Origin of the sequence: Thiothrix subterranea (genome assembly GCF_016772315.1) — a bacterium.
GTDB lineage: Bacteria > Pseudomonadota > Gammaproteobacteria > Thiotrichales > Thiotrichaceae > Thiothrix > Thiothrix subterranea.
Map to the genome: position 1 here is coordinate 2,038,835 of NZ_CP053482.1, position 17,869 is coordinate 2,056,703.

Consider the following 17,869-nt stretch of genomic DNA (forward strand, 5'->3'; position numbering starts at 1 on the left):
TTGTGCTTGCACCGAAGTGTAGAGGCATGGCGGGTGTATTACGCCCAATCATAGAGGTTAGGATTATATTCGTCAATGCCATTATTTCGCCCCTATCTCCTTTAGCATCGCCATGATTTCGTCACTCACTGTGGCTAAATCAGCATCAATCGCTTCCAGCGCACGCGGCGGGCTGTACTGGTAAAAATGGCGGTTGAAGGGGATTTCATAGCCGATAATGCCGATTTGCTTGTCCTTGGCATCGCGCTTGGTGCTGTCGATCCACGCCTCCGGTACGTGTGGCAACACTTCACGCTGGAAATAGGTTTCGATGTCTTCGCACAAGGGGACGTTTTCGTAGTCGCGCAAATCGCTGTCGGCTTCGTATTCGACAAAATTGTAACTGCCCTTGCCGCTGTAGTCGTAGAAGCCGTACAGCTTGGATAATTCGACTTCTTCGTACAGCTTTTTGATGACCTTTTCAGCGGTGGGATTTTTCCACGTTATCGCATCCAATAGTTGCTTGCGTTCCCACGCATCCAGCTTGATGTCGCACTTTTTACAGGCGGCTTTCAGTAACGGTTCAAAGGCGTTGAAGTCGTCGTATTGGGTTTCCCCGATAGCGTCATGCAGTTGTTCCACCTTAGCGATGAACAGCAGGTGTTTGGCTGCCAGTTTAGGGGGGATTTCTGCGGTGCGCAGGTTGGCAACTTTTGCAGCGGTGAATTGCACCGATAGCCGCAACGGGCGTTCTACGGTGATGCGCCGATAGCCAAACGCGGTGGTGGCAAAGATTTTGGCTTTTGCGCTGGGGGTGAACGCATCGTACAGCCGTACCAGCGTGTTTATCTGTTCTTCGCTCAACACATTGCGCTTGTTACCCAAGGATTTGCGCATTTTGTTGTAATCGTTGGTCGCATCCACCAGCAGCACTTTGTCTTTGCGTTCCGCGATTTTGTGGTTGCTGAGTATCCAGATGTAAGTGGCAATGCCGGTGTTGTAAAACATATCGTTAGGCAGGGCGATAATGCCTTCCAGCAAATCGTTTTCCAGCACATAACGGCGGATTTCGCTTTCACCCGACCCCGCACCGCCGGTAAACAGCGGTGAACCGTTGAGGATAATGCCGATACGCGAAGTTTCACCGTCTTGTGGGTGCATTTTGGCGAGCAAGTGCATCAAAAACAGCAATGAACCATCGGAGACACGCGGCAAGCCAGCCCCAAACCGCCCCATCATGCCTTTGAGTTCGTGTTCGTCCTTGATGACTTTTTCGACTTTTTTCCAGTCCACCCCAAACGGCGGGTTGGATAGCATGTAGTCAAACCGTTGGTTGGGGAGCTGGTCGTTGGATAGCGTATTACCCAGCTTGAGGTTTTCAATCTCCTGCCCCTTGATCAGCATATCGCCTTTGCAGATGGCGTAGGATTCGGGGTTGAGTTCCTGCCCAAATACCTTGATGGAGGCGGTGGGATGAATGCTGTGGATGTATTCCGAACCGCTGGAAAGGAAGCCGCCTGTCCCCGCTGTCGGGTCGTAAATGGTGCGGATAATGCCTTTGCTTTGCCCGTTTACCTTGTCATCTTCCATAATCACCAAGGCAGTGGTCAGGCGCACAATGTCACGCGGGGTGAAGTGTTCCCCTGCCGTTTCATTGGAGGATTCCGCAAACCGCCGGATCAGCTCCTCAAACATCAAGCCCATGTCGTGGTTGGAAAGTGTTTGCGGGCTTAAATCCATCTCCCGAAATTTGTTCACCACCTGATACAACAGGTCGGCATCGTTCAGTTGCGCGGCAAATTCGGCAAAGTTGAAATAGTCGAAAATCTGGTAAGCGTTTGCCGAAAAGCTTTTGAGGTAGTGGTTCAGATTGTCGAGTGTGCCGCGTTCCCCCAGTTTGCCAAGCGTCATGCTGGAAGTGTTGTAAAACGCTTGCTTGGCTGCGGTAAGCAACAATATTTCTAGCGCGTTTTCTCCCATTGCCTGATGCAAGTCCAACACCGCTTGTTTGGTAGGTGCAAGCACACATTCCATGCGCCGCAACAAGGTGAAGGGCAAAATAATGCGCCCGTATTGCGAACGTTTGAAATCACCGCGCAATAGGTCAGCGACTGACCAAATGAATTCGGCATTGGGGTTTTGGTTGTCAGACATAGCAGCAGGAAAGCCTTGGCGCATAAAGCGCACCAGTTTAACACACGGGGTATAACTGGTCTGACTGCAATTAAGTAAAAAGTATTGCTGCTTTCTTTACGCTGATGAGAATGTCAAAATGTGTCGACAATCCACCAAACGAGACACGCAGACCTTATGGAACGTAAAGAACCCGGTCATAAAGAACGTGGCGCTGACAAAGTAGCCCGTATCCCCATCAAGATTGAACCAACCACCGAATTCCGCCGCAAACCGGCATGGATCAAAGCCAAAGCGCCGACCACCCCGGAAGTCAAACGCCTCAAAGCGATCTTGCGCGAGCAAAAACTGCATACGGTATGTGAAGAAGCCGCCTGCCCCAACCTTGGCGAATGCTTCACCCACGGCACGGCAACCTTTATGATCATGGGCGATATTTGCACCCGGCGTTGCCCCTTCTGCGACGTATCCCACGGCAAACCGCTGCCGTTGGATGCCGATGAACCGCTGAATATGGCGGAAACCATCCGTGCGATGAGCTTAAAATACGTGGTGATCACCTCGGTTGACCGCGACGATTTGCGTGACGGTGGTGCGGAACATTTCGTTCAATGCATCCAGAAAGCCCGCGAATTGAACCCAGCGCTCAAGATCGAAATCCTCACTCCCGATTTTCGTGGGCGTATGGAGATTGCCCTGCAAATCCTCGAAACAGCCCCGCCGGATGTGTTTAACCACAATATGGAAACCGTGCCGCGTTTGTACAAACAATCACGCCCCGGTGCGGATTACCAATACTCGCTGAATTTGATCAAGGAATTCAAACGCCTGTTTCCGCACATCCCCAGCAAGTCCGGCTTAATGCTCGGTTTAGGCGAAACCAAGGAAGAAGTCATTGAAACCTTGAAAGACCTACGCGCCCATGACTGTGACATGCTGACCTTGGGGCAATACTTGCAGCCCAGCCGTCACCATTTGCCGGTAGATCGCTTTGTTACCCCGGATGAATTCGCGGAACTTGCCGACATTGCCACGGCAATGGGTTTCACCAAGGTTGCCAGCGGGCCGATGGTACGCTCGTCTTACCATGCGGATCAGCAAGCCGCCGGTACATTTAGCGGCGCATGAACGTTGTCACCAGCCGCACGCTGGAATTTTTGCTATTGCCGCCCGGCAACTTGGTGGTGTTTGTATTGTTGGCGCTGCTGCTCTACCGCTGGCGTGGCGCAATGCTGACCGTGTTATTCACTGGCATTTTACAAACGGTGGTGTTGAGTTTGCCGGTGGTTGCTGAAAAGCTCATGGTGGGTTTGGAACAGCAATACCTGCCTGTTCCCGAATTGTGGTTACAAGCGCCCTTGCCGGAAGCGATTGTGATTCTGGGGGCAGAACGCAATCTTGAAGCCAGCGAATACGGGGGACGCATGAGTGCCAGCACCGAGTTGGAACGCCTCAATTATGCCGCGCATTTGCACCGCAAGACCGGCTTGCCGCTGTTGCTCTCTGGCAGTGATCAAGATGTGAGTTTTATGCGCGAGGTGCTGGAAAATACCTTTCAAGTGCCGTTGCGTTGGCAGGAAAACCAAAGCCACACCACTTGGGAAAATGCGGCGTTCACTGATCAAATACTGACAGATGCGGGGATTCGTTCCGCGTGGGTCGTGACGCACGCATGGCACATGCCGCGTGCCATGCAGGTGTTTGCGGAGCGGCAAGTGCAGTATTTTCCGGCTTCCCTCAGTTACGGCTCAAGCAATTTCTGGCGGCATGAATGGTTGTGGTGGATTCCGCAAGCCAATGCGCTGGCTCGCAGCCAAACAGCCCTGCACGAATGGCTGGGGCTGCTGGCGTATGAGTTGAAGCATTAAGCCAAGGCTTGACGCTGTTCCGGGCTGAGCAAAAACGCGGCGGGTGAGAGCAAACTGTCCGGGCTGTTACGCATCCCCATGCGGATGAACACCATGACCTTTTGCGCCATGTTTTCCGCCGGATTCAGCACATAACATTCCGCTTCGCGCCGATGCAATAGCACCCCGCTTTGAATCAGCATCGCCAGCAAGGTTTTCAGGCGTGACTCTTGTTCCACCACGGTAAATGGAATTCCCACTTGCTGTGCTTCACCTTCCATATGCAGCGGCTGAATGTGGCTGATTAAAGTGCGTAACGGTTCAGCAGGGTCGGCGTCATCGGGGGATGCCATCTGGCTGCCCACCAATAAACGGGTCGCAAAGGTTTGCATTTCCGGCGAATTCAGCGGAATTTCATGCTTGTGTTGCTGATAACCCGGCGCTTGATTGAATTGGAAAGCGGCTTCTTTGCGCAGGTTGAACAACTTCATGAAAAACACCGCAATACCCAATAAGCCATCGTAAATGCTCTGGAAAATCGGCTTGCCGGGGCTGAGCAAGTAATAACGCACAATCCCCAAAAACAGCGCCACCAAGTCAAACACCGCCGCCCAAATAATTCCTACGATGACGCTGATGGAATAATTGTCAGGGGTAATCAGGGTTGCCAGTGCTTTTTCCACCGGATTTTGCACGTCGCCCAAATCTTGCTTGAGCAACTGAGTCAGCGCGGTACGGCTGCCATCGGCATTGGTCAGGGCGCGTAGTTTGGCAACTTCCACCAGTAAACTGTCGCGCAAGGCTTCATCACTGACGGTGGCTAATTGCTGATTCACGCGGGTAAGTTGTTCGCGCATCGCGGTAAAGTTTTGCTGGGCAGTGGCTTGTGCCGTAAGCGCTTGTTCGTGCGCATCCACTTTGGCGTAATAATTAGCACCTTTGCCCGGCCCTAAACCCGAACGCCCGCCATTCTTGGCTTCTTCCTCCACCAAGCGTTGGGTTTCCGCGACCTTGGCATCGGCATCACGCAAAAATTGTTGCTCGACGGCGAGTACATCACTCAGGTTGGTGGTGAGGGTGGCTTTCAAGCCCGTATCCACGGTTTGGGCGGTGTTATACCCCGGCAAACTGCTATTATAAATGTAGGTATACGCGCTCAAGCTGGATAAGAGCAACGCGGCGGCATACACCACGATCAATGACAATTTGCCGATCCCGTGCACATACGGCAGGGCTAATAGCGCAATCGCAATCGCAAATTGTACGGCGGCGGCAAACAAAATGGCGTATACCTGTTCTTCCAGATACAAATACGCCCCAGAATAGGTAAAAATCCCATTGGCGGCGGTCAAAAAGACAATGACCAAACCAATCAAAAAACTCAGCGCTTTAAGCTTGAAACTGTGTTCAGGCGGGTGCTTAACAGCTTGTTTCATACAGCAAACCTTCCTCGCGTCGTGCGGTGCGTGTTGAATATTAGTATTTTCTAATGTTAGAAGTTGCGTATTTACCACACTTCGGCGTAAATAGATAGCGCTTGTGCAAAATATAAAGCCACGCAACATTTCCACAAAGCAGCGGCAAATTTTGATGGAAACGACTAAACTTGAAGGGCAATCCGTACAGGCTCATTATCGAAGGGAGTTATAATGGCTTTTGGCAAACTGACGATTGACTGGCGTAGTACGCTGGCAGCGGTGTGGCGTTCCAACCGGCATTTCCTTAAACCCATTAGGAATGTTGACTTGGTGAACCCCGATACCTTGCAAGGCATCGACGCGCAGAAAGAAGCGCTGTTCCGCAATACCGAACATTTTTTACGGGGCAAACCCGCCAGTCATGCGCTGTTGTGGGGAGCGCGTGGTGTGGGCAAATCGTCGCTGATTAAAGCCGTGCTGACCCGTTACCATACGTATGGCTTACGCATGATTCAGATTTCCAAAGACGATCTGAGTGTGTTGGTGGATATTACCGATGAAATTGTCGATTCCCACCACCGTTTCATTATCTATTGCGATGACCTGACGTTCGATGAAGGCCAAGGCGAATACCGCATGTTGAAAAGCACGATGGAAGGCACGTTGGAAAAGCCGCCGGAAAACGTGCTGATTTACGCCACCTCCAACCGGCGGCACATGATGCCGGAGCAACTGTCCGACAATTTGGCTACCAGCATGGTCAACGGCGAAATCCACCTCGGTGAAGCCGTTGACGACAAACTCTCGCTGGCGGATCGTTTTGGCTTGTCGCTGCCTTTCCACGCCATGAATCGAGACACTTATCTGGAGATTGTGGACAAACTGTTTAAAGGTCGAGTACAAGATGCAGAATTGCTGCACCAAGAAGCCATGGCTTTCGCGACTGAACGCGGCGGTCAAAGTGGGCGCACGGCACGGCACTTCTTCAACCATTGCCAAACAGGTTTAAATTAGATGCACGCTCAGAAATTTTCCACGGTGTTGCTGGGAACAGCGTTATTAGCGCTGGGTCTCAACGGTTGCGCAAGTACGTCAGAAACCAAAGCAACACCCTCGGAAGCCAGCACAACGCCGCTTCCAGCAACAGCAACGGCTGAAGCAGCGGTGGTTCCCGCAGCGGATGCATTGAATAAGCAACTGTGGGAAGCGGCACAAGCGGGCAATACGGACACTATTCGTAGCCTGTTGGCGCAAGGTGCAAACCCTAGCACTGCCACCGCATCGGGTGAAACGGCATTGCACGCGGCGGTTGCCTCCGGTGTATTACCGGCTGTGATGCAGTTGGTCAGCAATGGCGCGGTGATTAGTGCGACAACCGCCACGGGCTGGACACCGTTACACCATGCGGCGCGTTTTGGGCGTGCCGATATTGCCAATTACCTGATTCAACAAGGCGCTGACCCGAAAGCCCTTACCACTGGCACTCCGGCGAAAACTCCGGTACAAATGGCACTGGATCAAGGCGACCTGCGTACTGCACGTATCCTAGGTTACTGATTAAATGCTTATTGAGGACAGTATATGAAATTGACAACCGTATTTTTAACACTCGCCGTGCTACTCGGTCTGGGCGCTTGTACCCAAGAAACCCAAAATAAAATCGGGCGTGAAATCAACAACTGGACCGGGGTCAGCGGTGTGCTGGAAGTGTATGCCGGTGAAAAACTGGTCAGACGGTTCATGAAAATTGACAAATTAACCACTGCCGCAGGCACGGGCAGTAACGCTGACCGTCCTTACCGCTTTGGTTATGGTATTCTTGATGCTAATCTCAACGGTGTTGCCGATGCCGGTGAGAAGAAAGTTTACTTTGAGTTCAGTGACTATTCGACTTCCTATATTTTCTTTGAGAACCCATCCTGAGAGCAAACATGCTACGCACCCGCTTAAGTACTGGCTTGTTATTAGTATCCCTGTTGTTGAACGGTTGCGGGTCGGATAATACCGACCCACAAAAACCTGCCAAGCAACAGCAATCTAATGCCCCCGTTACTGAGACATTGCTCGACCATTACCCCGTTACCGACACCAGTGCCGGTGCTATTCAACTGGGGATGTTGTCCACTGACATTCCGGCAGCGATGCCGGGTGTCAATGCTGCGGTCGAACAAGACGGTGACGGTATCGAGTGGATGACGCTGAAAATGAACGGCGAAGCCCTCATGAATATCATGCTGGATCGCAGTACCCATACCGCCAATTTGATTCGCATCCTCAGCCCGCGTTTCGTTACGGAACAAGGGGTAAAAGTCGGGGAAAATCTGCAAAGCGTGGGTGAAAAGCTCGGTGGTTTGAAAGAAATTCAGTGGACGGAAATCGAATCGCGCGAATTTGCTACCTTCAATAACGCCCCAATAACCATGGTGTTTCAAGTGATCGCTAACACTGGCACGGCAGGCGTTTACCCTAGCGGTGAAGCGATTACCAATATTGCGGCTTCTTCCGCCACTATCCATTCCATTTGGCTGATGGAAGATTAGCCGTTCCTTTAAACTTATACAAACTTAACCAAGGTCAAGTTTGCGGTTAAATTCCTGCTTCATTGGGGCTGGTTTCACCTTCGGTTTGCACCGAGAGCCAGAGCCTTCCCCTCCACAGGCAGACACCGTGGAACTCACGGCATATTTTTTCAAATTTTTGGCGGCATTGATGTCACGGTCATGAACTGCACGACAGTCAGGGCAAGTCCATTCACGCACCGACAGCGGTAGCTTTTCCACTTTATGCCCACAGCCAGAAGCAGAACACGTCTTGCTCGAAGCAAAAAACCGATCAGCTACCACGACCAACGCACCGCGCATTTCCGCCTTGTATTCCAGTTGCCGCCGGAACTCGAAGAATCCCATGTCACTGATGGCACGGGATAAATGACGGTTTTTCACCATGCCCGATACGTTCAAGTTTTCAATGCCGATGATGTGAAAACGGCGGGTCAAATCCGTGGTGAGTTGGTGCAAACTGTCTTGGCGGATATTGGCGATGCGTGCGTGAAGTTTTGCCAGTTTTTGTTTTGCCTTGTGGCGGTTGGCACTGCTTTTGACCTTGCGGGACAGGCTGAGCGAGAGCCGTTTTAGGCGGGAAAGCAAGGCTTTATGCGGCTTCGCCCCGACCACTTTTTCCCCCGTTGACAGCGTTGCCAGTGCGGATACACCCAAATCTACCCCCACTGCGCCTTGGTTTTCGGCAGGCAGGAGGTGGTTTGAGATGGTATCCACGGTGATGCTGGCGAACCACTGATCAGCGGTGCGGGAAATCGTGGCAGAGAGAATTTTACCGGAAAAGCGTAACGTTTCCCGCATCCGTACTACCCCAAGATTGGGAATGCGGATGCGGCAAGCGTCGATGGCAAACTGGTCATTGGTGAGGGTGAAACTGTCGCGGCTTTTGCCTTTCTTTTTGAATTGCGGGTACTGGGTGCGTCCCGCAAAGAAGTTTTTGAAGGCTGCGCCGAGTTGGATAATTGCCATTTGCGGGGCATTTTTGGTGACTTCCAGCATCCAGGGGAATTGTTCGCGTTTGATGGCGTTCAATTGGCGGCGCAAGCGCATTTGGTTGGGTTTTGGCTGGGTGTTGTCTTCCTTCCATGCCGTGTATTGGGTTTGCCATTCCGCTAATGCCCAATTGTAGGCAAACCGCGCTGTGCCTGCGGCTTTCGCCAAGTACGTCGCTTGCTTATGGTTGGTGTCAAGGCGGATTTTGTGGCTGATGATCATGGCAAACAGAATGCAGCACGGTGTGATAGTTGTCTAGTCATCCGTGCTTTTGCTGCTATCTTTTACGGATAAACGGCACTACGCTTTTATAAACCTAACCAAAATGATAAAGTTTGAATATATTTAGATAGATTTTATGGTAACTGTTTCAAACCCTTCGACTCCGCTCAGGGTGCTGCAAGGATGTTCAGGGCGCGTTACTTTTTCTTGGCGCGTGGGTGCGCCTTGTCATACACCGCAGCAAGGTGCTGAAAATCCAAATGCGTGTAAATCTGGGTGCTGCTAATGTCAGCATGACCCAGCATTTCTTGCACCGCGCGTAAATCCCCCGACGATTCCAACACATGACTGGCGAAGGAATGGCGCAATTTGTGCGGGTGGACGTGCTGTTCCAAACCTTGTTGCAAACGCCAGTGATTCAACCGAAATTGCACACTGCGTGGGTGTAAGCGCGTGCCGCGTTTGCTGACAAACAAGGCCGGTTCGCCGTGTGCCGCCAATGTAACCCGCTGCTGCACCCACTTGGCTACGGCGGTTAATGCCGTGCGCCCAACGGGTATGTAACGTTCTTTATTGCCTTTGCCGATTACGCGCACTTGCTGCTGGCGTTGGTCGACATCGTGGACATCCAACCCCACCAGTTCTGCCAAGCGCAACCCAGAGGAATACAGCAATTCCATCAAAGCACTGTCGCGCACGGCTAAAATATCATCCGACTCGATGTTCAACAGCCGTTCCAAAGTATCCGCATCCAAGGTATCGGGCAATTTGCGGGCGTGTTTCGGCGATTGCACATCCACGACTGGGTTATTTTCTATCAGATTTTCACGCAATAGAAAACGGTAAAAGCGCCGGATGGAAGACAGCTTGCGTTGCAAACTTTTGCCCGACAAGCCTTTGCGGTGCAAGTGACTGATCCATTGGCGTACTTGCGCGGTGTGGATGGTTAACGGCGAGGGCGTTTCCGCCGCGCCTGCCTGTTGTTCCAGCCACGCAATGAAATCGTTTAAATCGTGTTCGTAACTGCTGACGGTGCGCGGCGAATAGCGTTTTTCACTGAACAAATGGTGGTGGTAACGCGCCAGAATCGCATCCACCACTTCATTTAATGCCACTTAAGACCCCATCTCGACGGTATGCAAGGGTGGTTCCAAATAACGGGCTAAGGCGCGTGCCACCAGCCCGCCGAGTTGCCCGATGAATAATGTACCCATGCCGGGATAAAAACGGGCTTCGTTTTCGCTACCCAGTGCCAGCACGCCGATTTCACGCGCCTCAAACAACGGAATCAACACCGCTGATTTAATGGATGCGCCCTCATCGCCAAACAAAAACATTTGCTGGCGCGGGCGCAAACGCCCACACACCGGTTGGCGCTTACGAAACAGCGTGGCCAGTTGCTTGAGGTATTTATCGTCGGGGTCAATGAAATGCAAGCCATTCCGCGTGCGCCCATGCCCGATTAGGCGTAACACCACATTGTCGGCTTTGAAATCACCGCGCAGCATGTGGTTGCAAGTTCCGACCACATCATCGAGGCTATCACAGGTCATGAGTTCCAGCGCCAGATGGTGCAAGCGGGCAATCACATGTTCGCTGTCACGCGCCGCTTTCAGCATGTCACTTTGGCGTTCCTGCAATTCACGGTACTGATCACGCTGGCGTTGCACCAAACGTTCCAGCAGCGACACCGCCCCGCCGGTATGCAAATGCGGAATGCTTAAACCATCCAGCACGTCTTCATGCTCACGAAAAAAATTGGGGTGGTGGCGCAACCAAGCCGCTACCTGCTCAGCACTGATGCTGTGATCGTGCTGTCCATCTGCTGTGTTCATAGGTTAAGTGTTCCCCTGAATACCGTTACTGCCGGGCCGGTCATTGCTACCGGCTGCCCTGCACCTTGCCACTGAATCCGCAACTCGCCACCGGGCAAGCTGACGCTAACTTGCTCATCCAATAAGCCTTGCAAGCGCCCGGCTACCACCGCAGCACAAGCACCCGTGCCACACGCCAGCGTTTCGCCACAGCCGCGCTCGAAAACCCGTAAGCGGATACGGTCACGCGCCACCACTTGCATAAAACCGACATTGACCCGTTTGGGAAACGCCGGATGGCTTTCCAACAACGCACCTAAGCTTGCTACCGGAGCGCTATCCACCGCCGTCACTTGTAATACAGCATGGGGATTGCCCATCGACACAGCGGCTAACGCAAGGGTTTCACCACCCACATCCACGGAATAAAGCGTTTGCTGCCTCTCGGCAACGAACGGTATTTGTGCTGGCGCTAATACCGGCACGCCCATGTTCACCATTACCTGCCCATCGGTTTGAATGTGTAACACAATACGCCCGCTGGCGGTCATGACCGGGATTGTGGTCTGGCGAGTTAAACCTTGATCATACACGAAACGCGCAAAACAACGCGCCCCATTCCCACATTGTTCTACCTCACCGCCATCGGCATTGAAAATACGGTAACGGAATTCCGCATCCGCGCCTGCGTAGGCTTCCACCAGCAATAATTGATCACACCCGACCCCGAAATGGCGGTCAGCAATGTGCTGAATTTGCGCGGTACTTAAATCTACCCGCTGATTAATGCCATCCAACACCACAAAATCATTGCCTAAACCGTGCATTTTGGTGAAATGAAGCTCGCCGCCAGCCATACCGAATTTCCTATTAACGAAAGCATTAGTATACAAACATATAGCGATACAGCAATTTTGATGATATGTTACCTGACTCAATTTTTCGGATCGCATCACATTAATCGCAAGATCAGGAGAGGAACTATGTCTGATTTTAAACAAGAACTCGACGCGCGCGGCTTAAATTGCCCACTGCCTATTTTACGCACCAAGAAAGCCATTAACGGCTTGGCTGCTGGCGAAATCCTAAAGGTCATCGCGACTGACCCAGGCTCTGTCAAAGATATGGAAGCTTTTTGCAAGCAAACTGGCAACGAAATGGTCAGCACCAGCGAATCTGGCGGCGATTACACTTTCATGATCAAGAAAGGGTAATGGCATGTGGGGGCGGAAGCTGTTTCGCCCCTGCGTAACGTACTCTCATCACCATGCCTGCTGATTCCAAATTTACCAAACTCCGCTCAGAACTCGATCTTCGCCGTTCCCGGCACCTTTACCGCAGCACGCGCGTCGCGGACTCTCCGCAACAACCCCAACGCCATATTGATGGCAAACCGTTACTCACGTTTTGCAGCAATGATTACCTTGGGCTGGCAAATCACCCCGCCGTCATTCGTGCGTTTCAGCAAGCCGCCAATACTTACGGCGTCGGCAGTGGCGCGGCACATTTGGTCAATGGGCATTCGCGCCCGCATCAACAATTGGAAGAAGCGTTAGCCGCCTTCACGGGTCGGGAACGTGCCTTGCTATTTTCCACCGGCTATATGGCAAATCTGGGCGTAGTCAATGCCCTGCTAACCGGGCGCAACGATGTGGTGTATGCCGACCGTTTGAATCATGCCTCGCTGGTCGATGCAGCCTTATTATCGGGCGCAAAACTGATCCGTTACCCGCACAATGACACCACTAGCCTCGGCAAACGTTTGCTGGCACAAGAAGGTGACACACCCACCCAACTGATTCTCACCGATGGCGTCTTCAGTATGGATGGCGATGTGGCTCCGCTTGCCAAACTCGCGCTGATGGCGCAGCAGCATGAGGCTTGGCTGATGGTGGATGATGCGCACGGGTTTGGCGTATTGGGCAATACTGGCGCAGGTTTGGTGGAAGCCGCTGGCTTGAATCAAGACGACGTGCCGATTCTCATGGGCACTTTGGGTAAAGCACTCGGCACCGCAGGCGCATTCATCGCCGGTAGCCATGATTTGATTGAATACCTGATTCAAACCGCGCGCACCTGGATTTATACCACCGCTCAGCCGCCCGCTGTTGCCGCTGCCACCTTAGTCAGCTTGCAATTGGTAGCAACCGAAAGTTGGCGGCGTGAACATTTACGCAGCCTGATTCAACAGTTTCGCACGGGCGCGGTGCAATTGGGCTTGCCGCTAATGCCGTCTGACACCGCGATTCAGCCGATGTTGGTGGGCAGCAGTGAACAGGCGCTGAGCATCAGTCGCAAGCTGGAAGCGTGGGGAATTCTGGTGACAGCGATTCGCCCGCCCACCGTCCCCGTCGAAACCGCACGCTTGCGGGTTACATTGTCGGCGGCACACACAGTGGAAGACGTGGAACGTTTGCTGGATGCATTGGGTAAAGCTTAGCTTTTCATGCCACCAAATTTGCCAAACAGTTCCATCCACTGCTTAAACACATCCGCATTGCCCGCGACGCCCGGTTTAAAAAACGTTAGTGGGTCGAAACCTTCCGCGCCTTCCTGCATTTTCTTCAGCATTTGTGCCATGACTTCCTGATTGAAGGCTTGCACATCGGGCAGGCCCATCACGCGGCGCAATTCTTCGGGCGTCATCTCGACGTTGACGGTAATATTCATAGCGGGTTCCCTCGTATTGTTGCTATGCACACAGTTTGCCACAAATCCGTTAATCGCGTGGATATTGCCTATAATCCTTGAAACCTTTGCAAAGGAAACGGGCCATTATGACTGAACCAGCGAATCCCCCTGTAGCGGCGTGGCGTGCACGCTTACAAGCTTGGCGCAATGCCACGCAAGCCCTGTTGCTGCGTTCGGTTGATGTCATGCGCTTATTGACCGAACGCATTATGGGATTTTTACGCCTGTTTGCGACCTTAGGGCTGCTGTTGATTGTATTGTTGGTGGTCTATCAGGCGTTGCAAAGTGCGCAATTGGTGCTGGTGAAGCCGTTTGCCGTTCCCAAAAGCATGACCGATCGCCACGCCGATGCCGGACGGGTTATTGCGAATACGCTCAAGCAAGAGCTATTGCTGGCAGAAGCCGATATTTACACCACGGTGCAACGCAACAGTCGCAATGGCAAAGTGAATATCGAGGCAGTGACCGGCAAGACCGACGATTACCTGCTCGGTGCGGCGATCAAATTGCCCGAAACCGGCATTTCCATCAATGATGTGGTGGAATTCATCGCCAGTATCTTTGGGCGGCGCAATATCACCGGCTCGGTTTACCAAGATCAGGGCAAGCTGTTCCTGCAAGTGGAATTGGAAGGGCGCATGTTCAGTTTTGAGCGTGAGCTTGGCACTCGCGACCCGAATGCACTCAATATGGATTTGCTCCGCGACATGTTGCGCGAAAGCCGTCACCGCTTGTTAAGCGTCGCCTCGGAAAGCCACAACCTGTATTACTATTGCAGCGGTGAAGCCGAGGCCAACGAACACACCGAGAGCCAACTCGCTGCGTTATTTGACTACTGTACACGCCTGCAAAGTGCACAACTGACACCGGCAAGCCTTGGCGCATTGTTGGACGAATTGCACGCCACCCGTACTCAGCGTTTCACGAGTAACAATGACACCTTGCGCCATATCCTCGCGCAAATTACCGGTAATGCATTGGATAAAACCCGGCTGTTATGCCCGGATTACGCCAATACCAAGGTATGCCAAGCGCCGGTCGTGCCGGAAGTGGCGAATCTCTCCCTGAGCCTGCCCGCACCCATGCCAGCAGCGGCTGCCGCACCGCTGGCTTACCCCGCTTTGCCGGATGCTAAGGCGTTTCAAGCGGATAGCTTGACGATGCGCAGCATGATGCGTGTGACTTCAGCAGCGCAAACCCTGACATTACCGTCGGTCAAAGCCTTGCAAGCCGATTGTGAAGCCCAGCCCGCTGCCAAATCCGAGGCGATATTGACGTCTAACCGCACCGAAGGCGATGCCACCTTGCTCTACAACAATAACCGCCCGTTACAGGCGGTGGAAAAGTACGCGCAAGCCATCCAGCAAAACTGCGGCAATGCGTTTGCTTGGGCGAATCTTGGCATATTGCTGATGAATACCGATCCGCCGTTACGCAGTGTTGAGGAAGCGCAACGGGCGCTGACCCAAGCCGTCAGCCTCAATCCGCGCATTGATTGGATTCAAAATAACCTGTGTATTGCACACGCATGGTCTGCCCCGCTGGAAACGCTACCAAGCGCCATCAATCATGCCGCTTGTGACGTTGCCCGCACGCTCAACCCCGCCAATAAAGTGCTGCTCGACAAGCAATTTTACCTCGCGCTGGCGGATCGTTATTTTGCAGAAGGGGCTTACAGCAAAGCCGCCGACACTTACCAAGCGGCGCTCAGTGCGGATAGAAAACGCGATTGCAATACCAATAAAGTCATTGAGACATTGGTATTGCTAGAAGCCGAATACGGCATTGTCGGGGGAAAACAGGCCGCTTGTGCCATTTTGCAAGATGCGTTGCCCTTACCGGGCGGCAAGATCAGCGCGTGTGAAGCGCAGCTTGCCGCCTTTCAGTGTTCAACCGATTAGAATGCCATCACGTAACTTTTGCCAGCTTGTTCCAGCACGCTGTAACGTTCCGTGCCTTCGGCATTGAAAAACACAAAGCTCGGTTTGACCATCGCGCTGCTGCCATCAATGCTCAAGCCTTGCAGCACTAAGCTATTGTCGAGATTCAGCAAGGGCGTGGTGTACGTCTTTAAGCGGTAGCTGTCAGATGCCGCTTCAATCGCGACAAATTTCGCGGCTTTTTGCGAATGGTCGGCGTGCAATAAATACGTGGCCGGTTTGCCATCGTCATCCGCGACGCTCCGTTGGTAATGCATATCCGCTTCGACCTGCGCCGCTGTTTGGAACAGGCTGCCGCCAGCGGTCAGCAAATACATGCCATCATCCGTGCTCCACAGGTTGCTATTGGCTCCACCCACATCGTGTTGCCCGTAGTATGGCGAATCATGTAACCACATCGGTTGTGCCGCGCTAGTGTCGTAGCGGTTCAGATCATTTTTCGCGAAATCGGTATCCAAGGTGTAAACCGCTCTCAAGCTCGGCACGGCTTGCAGGTGTGCGCCACCGAACAAGCGTTGTGTGCCGCCGTCTTCTTGCACGCTGCCGCTGGCAAGATCAATCGCGTACAAATAGCTCCATCTCAGGCTGGCTGGCGGAGTGGCATAGGCTTTGCCATTATTGCCTAGCGCAATATCAAACACGTTAATGCCCAAATCTTCGTGGACATCCAAGATTTCAGCGTGAGCTAAATCGACGTGGGTAATCGCACCGTTATGCCCAACCACGGCGGTTTCACCGTCTGGGCTAATGGCAAGACTGGTGGGTACGAATGGCAACGCTACCGTTTGCTGCCTGCCACTGTTGGGGTGAATGATGTTCAATGCATTGCGGGGTTGGCTGCTGACCGTAATCAGTTGATCTAACGCATCGCTGTAAGCAGCATCGAGTGTATTGCCATTCAAGGGGTTAGCCGCTGCCATCACTGTCAGGTTGCTGCTGGTTACGTGGGTATTGCCAAGTACGTCGGTCGCTTTCAGGCTAACGGTATACGTGCCTTGTTTGTCGGGTGTAAAACTGGCGGTAATGCTGTCGGCAGCTACCACCACGGCGCTGCTGTCGGTTGGCGCAGCTTCCAGCGTCCAGTGGTAGGTGAGGAAATCGCCTTCGGGGTCAGTGGTTTTGCTGCCATCTAACATGAGCGTTGCCCCCAGGGTGGTGGCAATTGGCAGGGTTGCGACGGCGGTGGGGGCAGCATTGGTGTTGACGGGGAAGTTTTTCAGCACGGATTCGTTGCGGATGGAGGGAGATTCGTACACGCCGTCGCCATTGCTGTCCAGATTAACCTGCAATTTGCGTTGTGGTGGGGTGGCGGTGTCGTAACCTTGCGCAATGACCTGCACGTTGCTGCTGGCTGCACCGGTCAATGCTAGTTCGCCTGAGAGTGGCACGCCATCGGCGGCAAACATCAACGGTTTAAGCGTGCTGGCGGTGACGCAGCCTTGTACGCCTTCGCAGAATTTGCCGGTGATGTCGGTGTAGCCGCTGCTGTCCACGTTCATTTTCACCGCTTCGGCCAGTTGTTGTTTTTGATTGCCTTTGCCGAGATTGAGTTGGTATTGATTCATCAGCAACGTGCTTTGCCCCGTCGCAAGGTTTAGGTCAGTGCGTAATGTACCGGTTATTGTATAAGGTGCATCATCGACGCGAACGCTTAAGCCTTTCATGCTGACGGTGTAGGATGTTGGGGTGCGGTAGGCGATATTGAAGGCGTGGATAACCAGCATGGCGCTGCCGTTGGTGACGACATTTTCACTTTTGCATTGGTTATAGAGCACTTGTAGTGTGCCGGTGAAGGTGGTGTCATCCACATCCCCTGTGACTGTGGCAGTACCACCACCGGGGCAGGTATCACTGCTGTTGACGCCGCGAGCTTGATAGCCTTGCGCGGTAATTTGTTGTGCTGCCAGTGCCGACAACAGGCGTTGAGATTGCAATAAATTGGCTTGCGCCGTGCTGACAGTGGCGGAACGCGCGGCAGTTCCGGGCGGGGCGGTGATATTGTCATTGATGTTTTCGGTGCCTAACACCAGATTGACAAATGCCATGCTGTTGACGGTATCCAGCAATGCCAACGCCCGGCTGCCGGTGTAAACGCTGCTGGCATCCGCCAGTTTGTTGCTTTCGGTGTTCGGGGTGGTGTTCGCGCCGTTATCGGTAATAATCGGCGTGCTCGTGCCGCCCGTGGTGGTGGTGGACGTGGTCGTGCCGCCGCACGCGCTTAAAAGTGTGCCTGCCACCAGTGCAGGCAAGATATGTGTGGTTTTCATGAATAGC

At 53.0% G+C, this 17,869-nt stretch carries 17 protein-coding genes; 9 read left to right on the top strand and 8 right to left on the bottom strand.

The features are described 5' to 3' along the window. Positions 1-81 precede the first annotated feature (81 nt). Positions 82-2,133, bottom strand: coding sequence for a type I restriction-modification system subunit M (locus HMY34_RS10030; RefSeq protein ID WP_202715355.1), 2,052 nt, complete (start codon positions 2,131-2,133; stop codon positions 82-84). 156 nt (positions 2,134-2,289) lie between these two features. Between HMY34_RS10030 and lipA the strand changes: the two genes are divergently transcribed. Together lipA and HMY34_RS10040 are read left to right on the top strand one after the other, a co-directional pair. Further along, positions 2,290-3,240 (top strand): lipoyl synthase, encoded by a 951-nt coding sequence (lipA, locus tag HMY34_RS10035; RefSeq protein ID WP_202715356.1) that lies wholly within the window; start codon positions 2,290-2,292, stop codon positions 3,238-3,240. Next, complete coding sequence (locus tag HMY34_RS10040; protein WP_202715357.1) at positions 3,237-3,980, top strand: YdcF family protein; 744 nt, start codon at positions 3,237-3,239, stop codon at positions 3,978-3,980. Before lipA ends, HMY34_RS10040 begins: the two co-directional genes overlap by 4 nt. Here the strand turns inward: HMY34_RS10040 and HMY34_RS10045 are convergent. Further along, a complete protein-coding gene (locus HMY34_RS10045) occupies positions 3,977-5,395 on the bottom strand; it encodes a hypothetical protein (RefSeq protein WP_202715358.1) in 1,419 nt (472 codons plus the stop codon). The genes HMY34_RS10040 and HMY34_RS10045 overlap by 4 nt on opposite strands. 213 nt (positions 5,396-5,608) lie before the next feature. On the opposite strand from HMY34_RS10045, the gene HMY34_RS10050 reads away from it, so the two are divergent. From HMY34_RS10050 to HMY34_RS10065, 4 genes are read left to right on the top strand one after another with little or no spacing between them, the layout of a single operon-like run. Beyond that, on the top strand, positions 5,609-6,391 hold the full coding sequence (locus HMY34_RS10050; protein ID WP_202715359.1) for an ATP-binding protein: 783 nt from the start codon (positions 5,609-5,611) through the stop codon (positions 6,389-6,391). Then, entirely contained in the window at positions 6,392-6,934 is a 543-nt protein-coding gene (locus HMY34_RS10055) for an ankyrin repeat domain-containing protein (protein ID WP_202715360.1), read from the top strand. Between the two features lie 24 nt (positions 6,935-6,958). Next, the gene (locus HMY34_RS10060; protein WP_202715361.1) at positions 6,959-7,300 is read left to right on the top strand and encodes a hypothetical protein; all 342 of its coding nucleotides are present in this window, start codon (positions 6,959-6,961) and stop codon (positions 7,298-7,300) included. Positions 7,301-7,308: 8 nt separating this feature from the next. Continuing rightward, a complete protein-coding gene (locus tag HMY34_RS10065) occupies positions 7,309-7,917 on the top strand; it encodes a hypothetical protein (protein WP_202715362.1) in 609 nt (202 codons plus the stop codon). A 24-nt stretch (positions 7,918-7,941) separates the two neighbouring features. Here HMY34_RS10065 and HMY34_RS10070 read toward each other — a convergent pair whose 3' ends face one another. The 4 genes from HMY34_RS10070 to dapF form a co-directional block, all read right to left on the bottom strand. After that, positions 7,942-9,150, bottom strand: a complete 1,209-nt coding sequence (locus HMY34_RS10070; RefSeq protein ID WP_202715363.1) for an RNA-guided endonuclease InsQ/TnpB family protein — start codon at positions 9,148-9,150, stop codon at positions 7,942-7,944. A gap of 197 nt (positions 9,151-9,347) precedes the next feature. Continuing rightward, entirely contained in the window at positions 9,348-10,265 is a 918-nt protein-coding gene (gene xerC / locus HMY34_RS10075; protein ID WP_228287820.1) for a tyrosine recombinase XerC, read from the bottom strand. Further along, positions 10,266-10,985, bottom strand: a complete 720-nt coding sequence (locus HMY34_RS10080) for a DUF484 family protein (protein WP_202715364.1) — start codon at positions 10,983-10,985, stop codon at positions 10,266-10,268. Next, positions 10,982-11,821, bottom strand: coding sequence for a diaminopimelate epimerase (gene dapF, locus HMY34_RS10085; RefSeq protein ID WP_202715365.1), 840 nt, complete (start codon positions 11,819-11,821; stop codon positions 10,982-10,984). Before dapF ends, HMY34_RS10080 begins: the two co-directional genes overlap by 4 nt. A gap of 126 nt (positions 11,822-11,947) precedes the next feature. Between dapF and HMY34_RS10090 the strand changes: the two genes are divergently transcribed. Beyond that, on the top strand, positions 11,948-12,178 hold the full coding sequence (locus HMY34_RS10090) for a sulfurtransferase TusA family protein (RefSeq protein ID WP_202715366.1): 231 nt from the start codon (positions 11,948-11,950) through the stop codon (positions 12,176-12,178). Between the two features lie 53 nt (positions 12,179-12,231). Then, on the top strand, positions 12,232-13,404 hold the full coding sequence (bioF, locus tag HMY34_RS10095; protein ID WP_202715367.1) for an 8-amino-7-oxononanoate synthase: 1,173 nt from the start codon (positions 12,232-12,234) through the stop codon (positions 13,402-13,404). Here the strand turns inward: bioF and HMY34_RS10100 are convergent. Next, positions 13,401-13,634, bottom strand: a complete 234-nt coding sequence (locus tag HMY34_RS10100) for a DUF6489 family protein (RefSeq protein WP_202715368.1) — start codon at positions 13,632-13,634, stop codon at positions 13,401-13,403. The two genes, bioF and HMY34_RS10100, sit on opposite strands and share 4 nt — an antisense overlap. Positions 13,635-13,741: 107 nt before the next feature. Here HMY34_RS10100 and HMY34_RS10105 point away from each other — a divergent pair, with 107 nt between their 5' ends. Then, positions 13,742-15,556 (top strand): tetratricopeptide repeat protein, encoded by a 1,815-nt coding sequence (locus tag HMY34_RS10105; protein WP_202715369.1) that lies wholly within the window; start codon positions 13,742-13,744, stop codon positions 15,554-15,556. On the opposite strand, the gene HMY34_RS10110 is transcribed toward HMY34_RS10105, so the two are convergent. Then, a complete protein-coding gene (locus tag HMY34_RS10110) occupies positions 15,553-17,862 on the bottom strand; it encodes a PKD domain-containing protein (RefSeq protein ID WP_202715370.1) in 2,310 nt (769 codons plus the stop codon). The two genes, HMY34_RS10105 and HMY34_RS10110, sit on opposite strands and share 4 nt — an antisense overlap. Positions 17,863-17,869 lie beyond the last annotated feature (7 nt).

Bases quoted from the DNA above. Each gene is read 5' to 3' on its own strand.
- HMY34_RS10055 (WP_202715360.1), top strand. From the start codon at position 6,392: ATGCACGCTCAGAAATTTTCCACGGTGTTGCTGGGAACAGCGTTATTA.
- HMY34_RS10045 (WP_202715358.1), bottom strand. From the start codon at position 5,395: ATGAAACAAGCTGTTAAGCACCCGCCTGAACACAGTTTCAAGCTTAAA.
- lipA (WP_202715356.1), top strand. From the start codon at position 2,290: ATGGAACGTAAAGAACCCGGTCATAAAGAACGTGGCGCTGACAAAGTA.
- HMY34_RS10080 (WP_202715364.1), bottom strand. From the start codon at position 10,985: ATGAACACAGCAGATGGACAGCACGATCACAGCATCAGTGCTGAGCAG.
- HMY34_RS10050 (WP_202715359.1), top strand. From the start codon at position 5,609: ATGGCTTTTGGCAAACTGACGATTGACTGGCGTAGTACGCTGGCAGCG.
- bioF (WP_202715367.1), top strand. From the start codon at position 12,232: ATGCCTGCTGATTCCAAATTTACCAAACTCCGCTCAGAACTCGATCTT.
- HMY34_RS10060 (WP_202715361.1), top strand. From the start codon at position 6,959: ATGAAATTGACAACCGTATTTTTAACACTCGCCGTGCTACTCGGTCTG.
- HMY34_RS10065 (WP_202715362.1), top strand. From the start codon at position 7,309: ATGCTACGCACCCGCTTAAGTACTGGCTTGTTATTAGTATCCCTGTTG.
- HMY34_RS10110 (WP_202715370.1), bottom strand. From the start codon at position 17,862: ATGAAAACCACACATATCTTGCCTGCACTGGTGGCAGGCACACTTTTA.
- HMY34_RS10040 (WP_202715357.1), top strand. From the start codon at position 3,237: ATGAACGTTGTCACCAGCCGCACGCTGGAATTTTTGCTATTGCCGCCC.
- HMY34_RS10105 (WP_202715369.1), top strand. From the start codon at position 13,742: ATGACTGAACCAGCGAATCCCCCTGTAGCGGCGTGGCGTGCACGCTTA.
- HMY34_RS10030 (WP_202715355.1), bottom strand. From the start codon at position 2,133: ATGTCTGACAACCAAAACCCCAATGCCGAATTCATTTGGTCAGTCGCT.
- HMY34_RS10090 (WP_202715366.1), top strand. From the start codon at position 11,948: ATGTCTGATTTTAAACAAGAACTCGACGCGCGCGGCTTAAATTGCCCA.
- dapF (WP_202715365.1), bottom strand. From the start codon at position 11,821: ATGGCTGGCGGCGAGCTTCATTTCACCAAAATGCACGGTTTAGGCAAT.
- HMY34_RS10100 (WP_202715368.1), bottom strand. From the start codon at position 13,634: ATGAATATTACCGTCAACGTCGAGATGACGCCCGAAGAATTGCGCCGC.
- HMY34_RS10070 (WP_202715363.1), bottom strand. From the start codon at position 9,150: ATGATCATCAGCCACAAAATCCGCCTTGACACCAACCATAAGCAAGCG.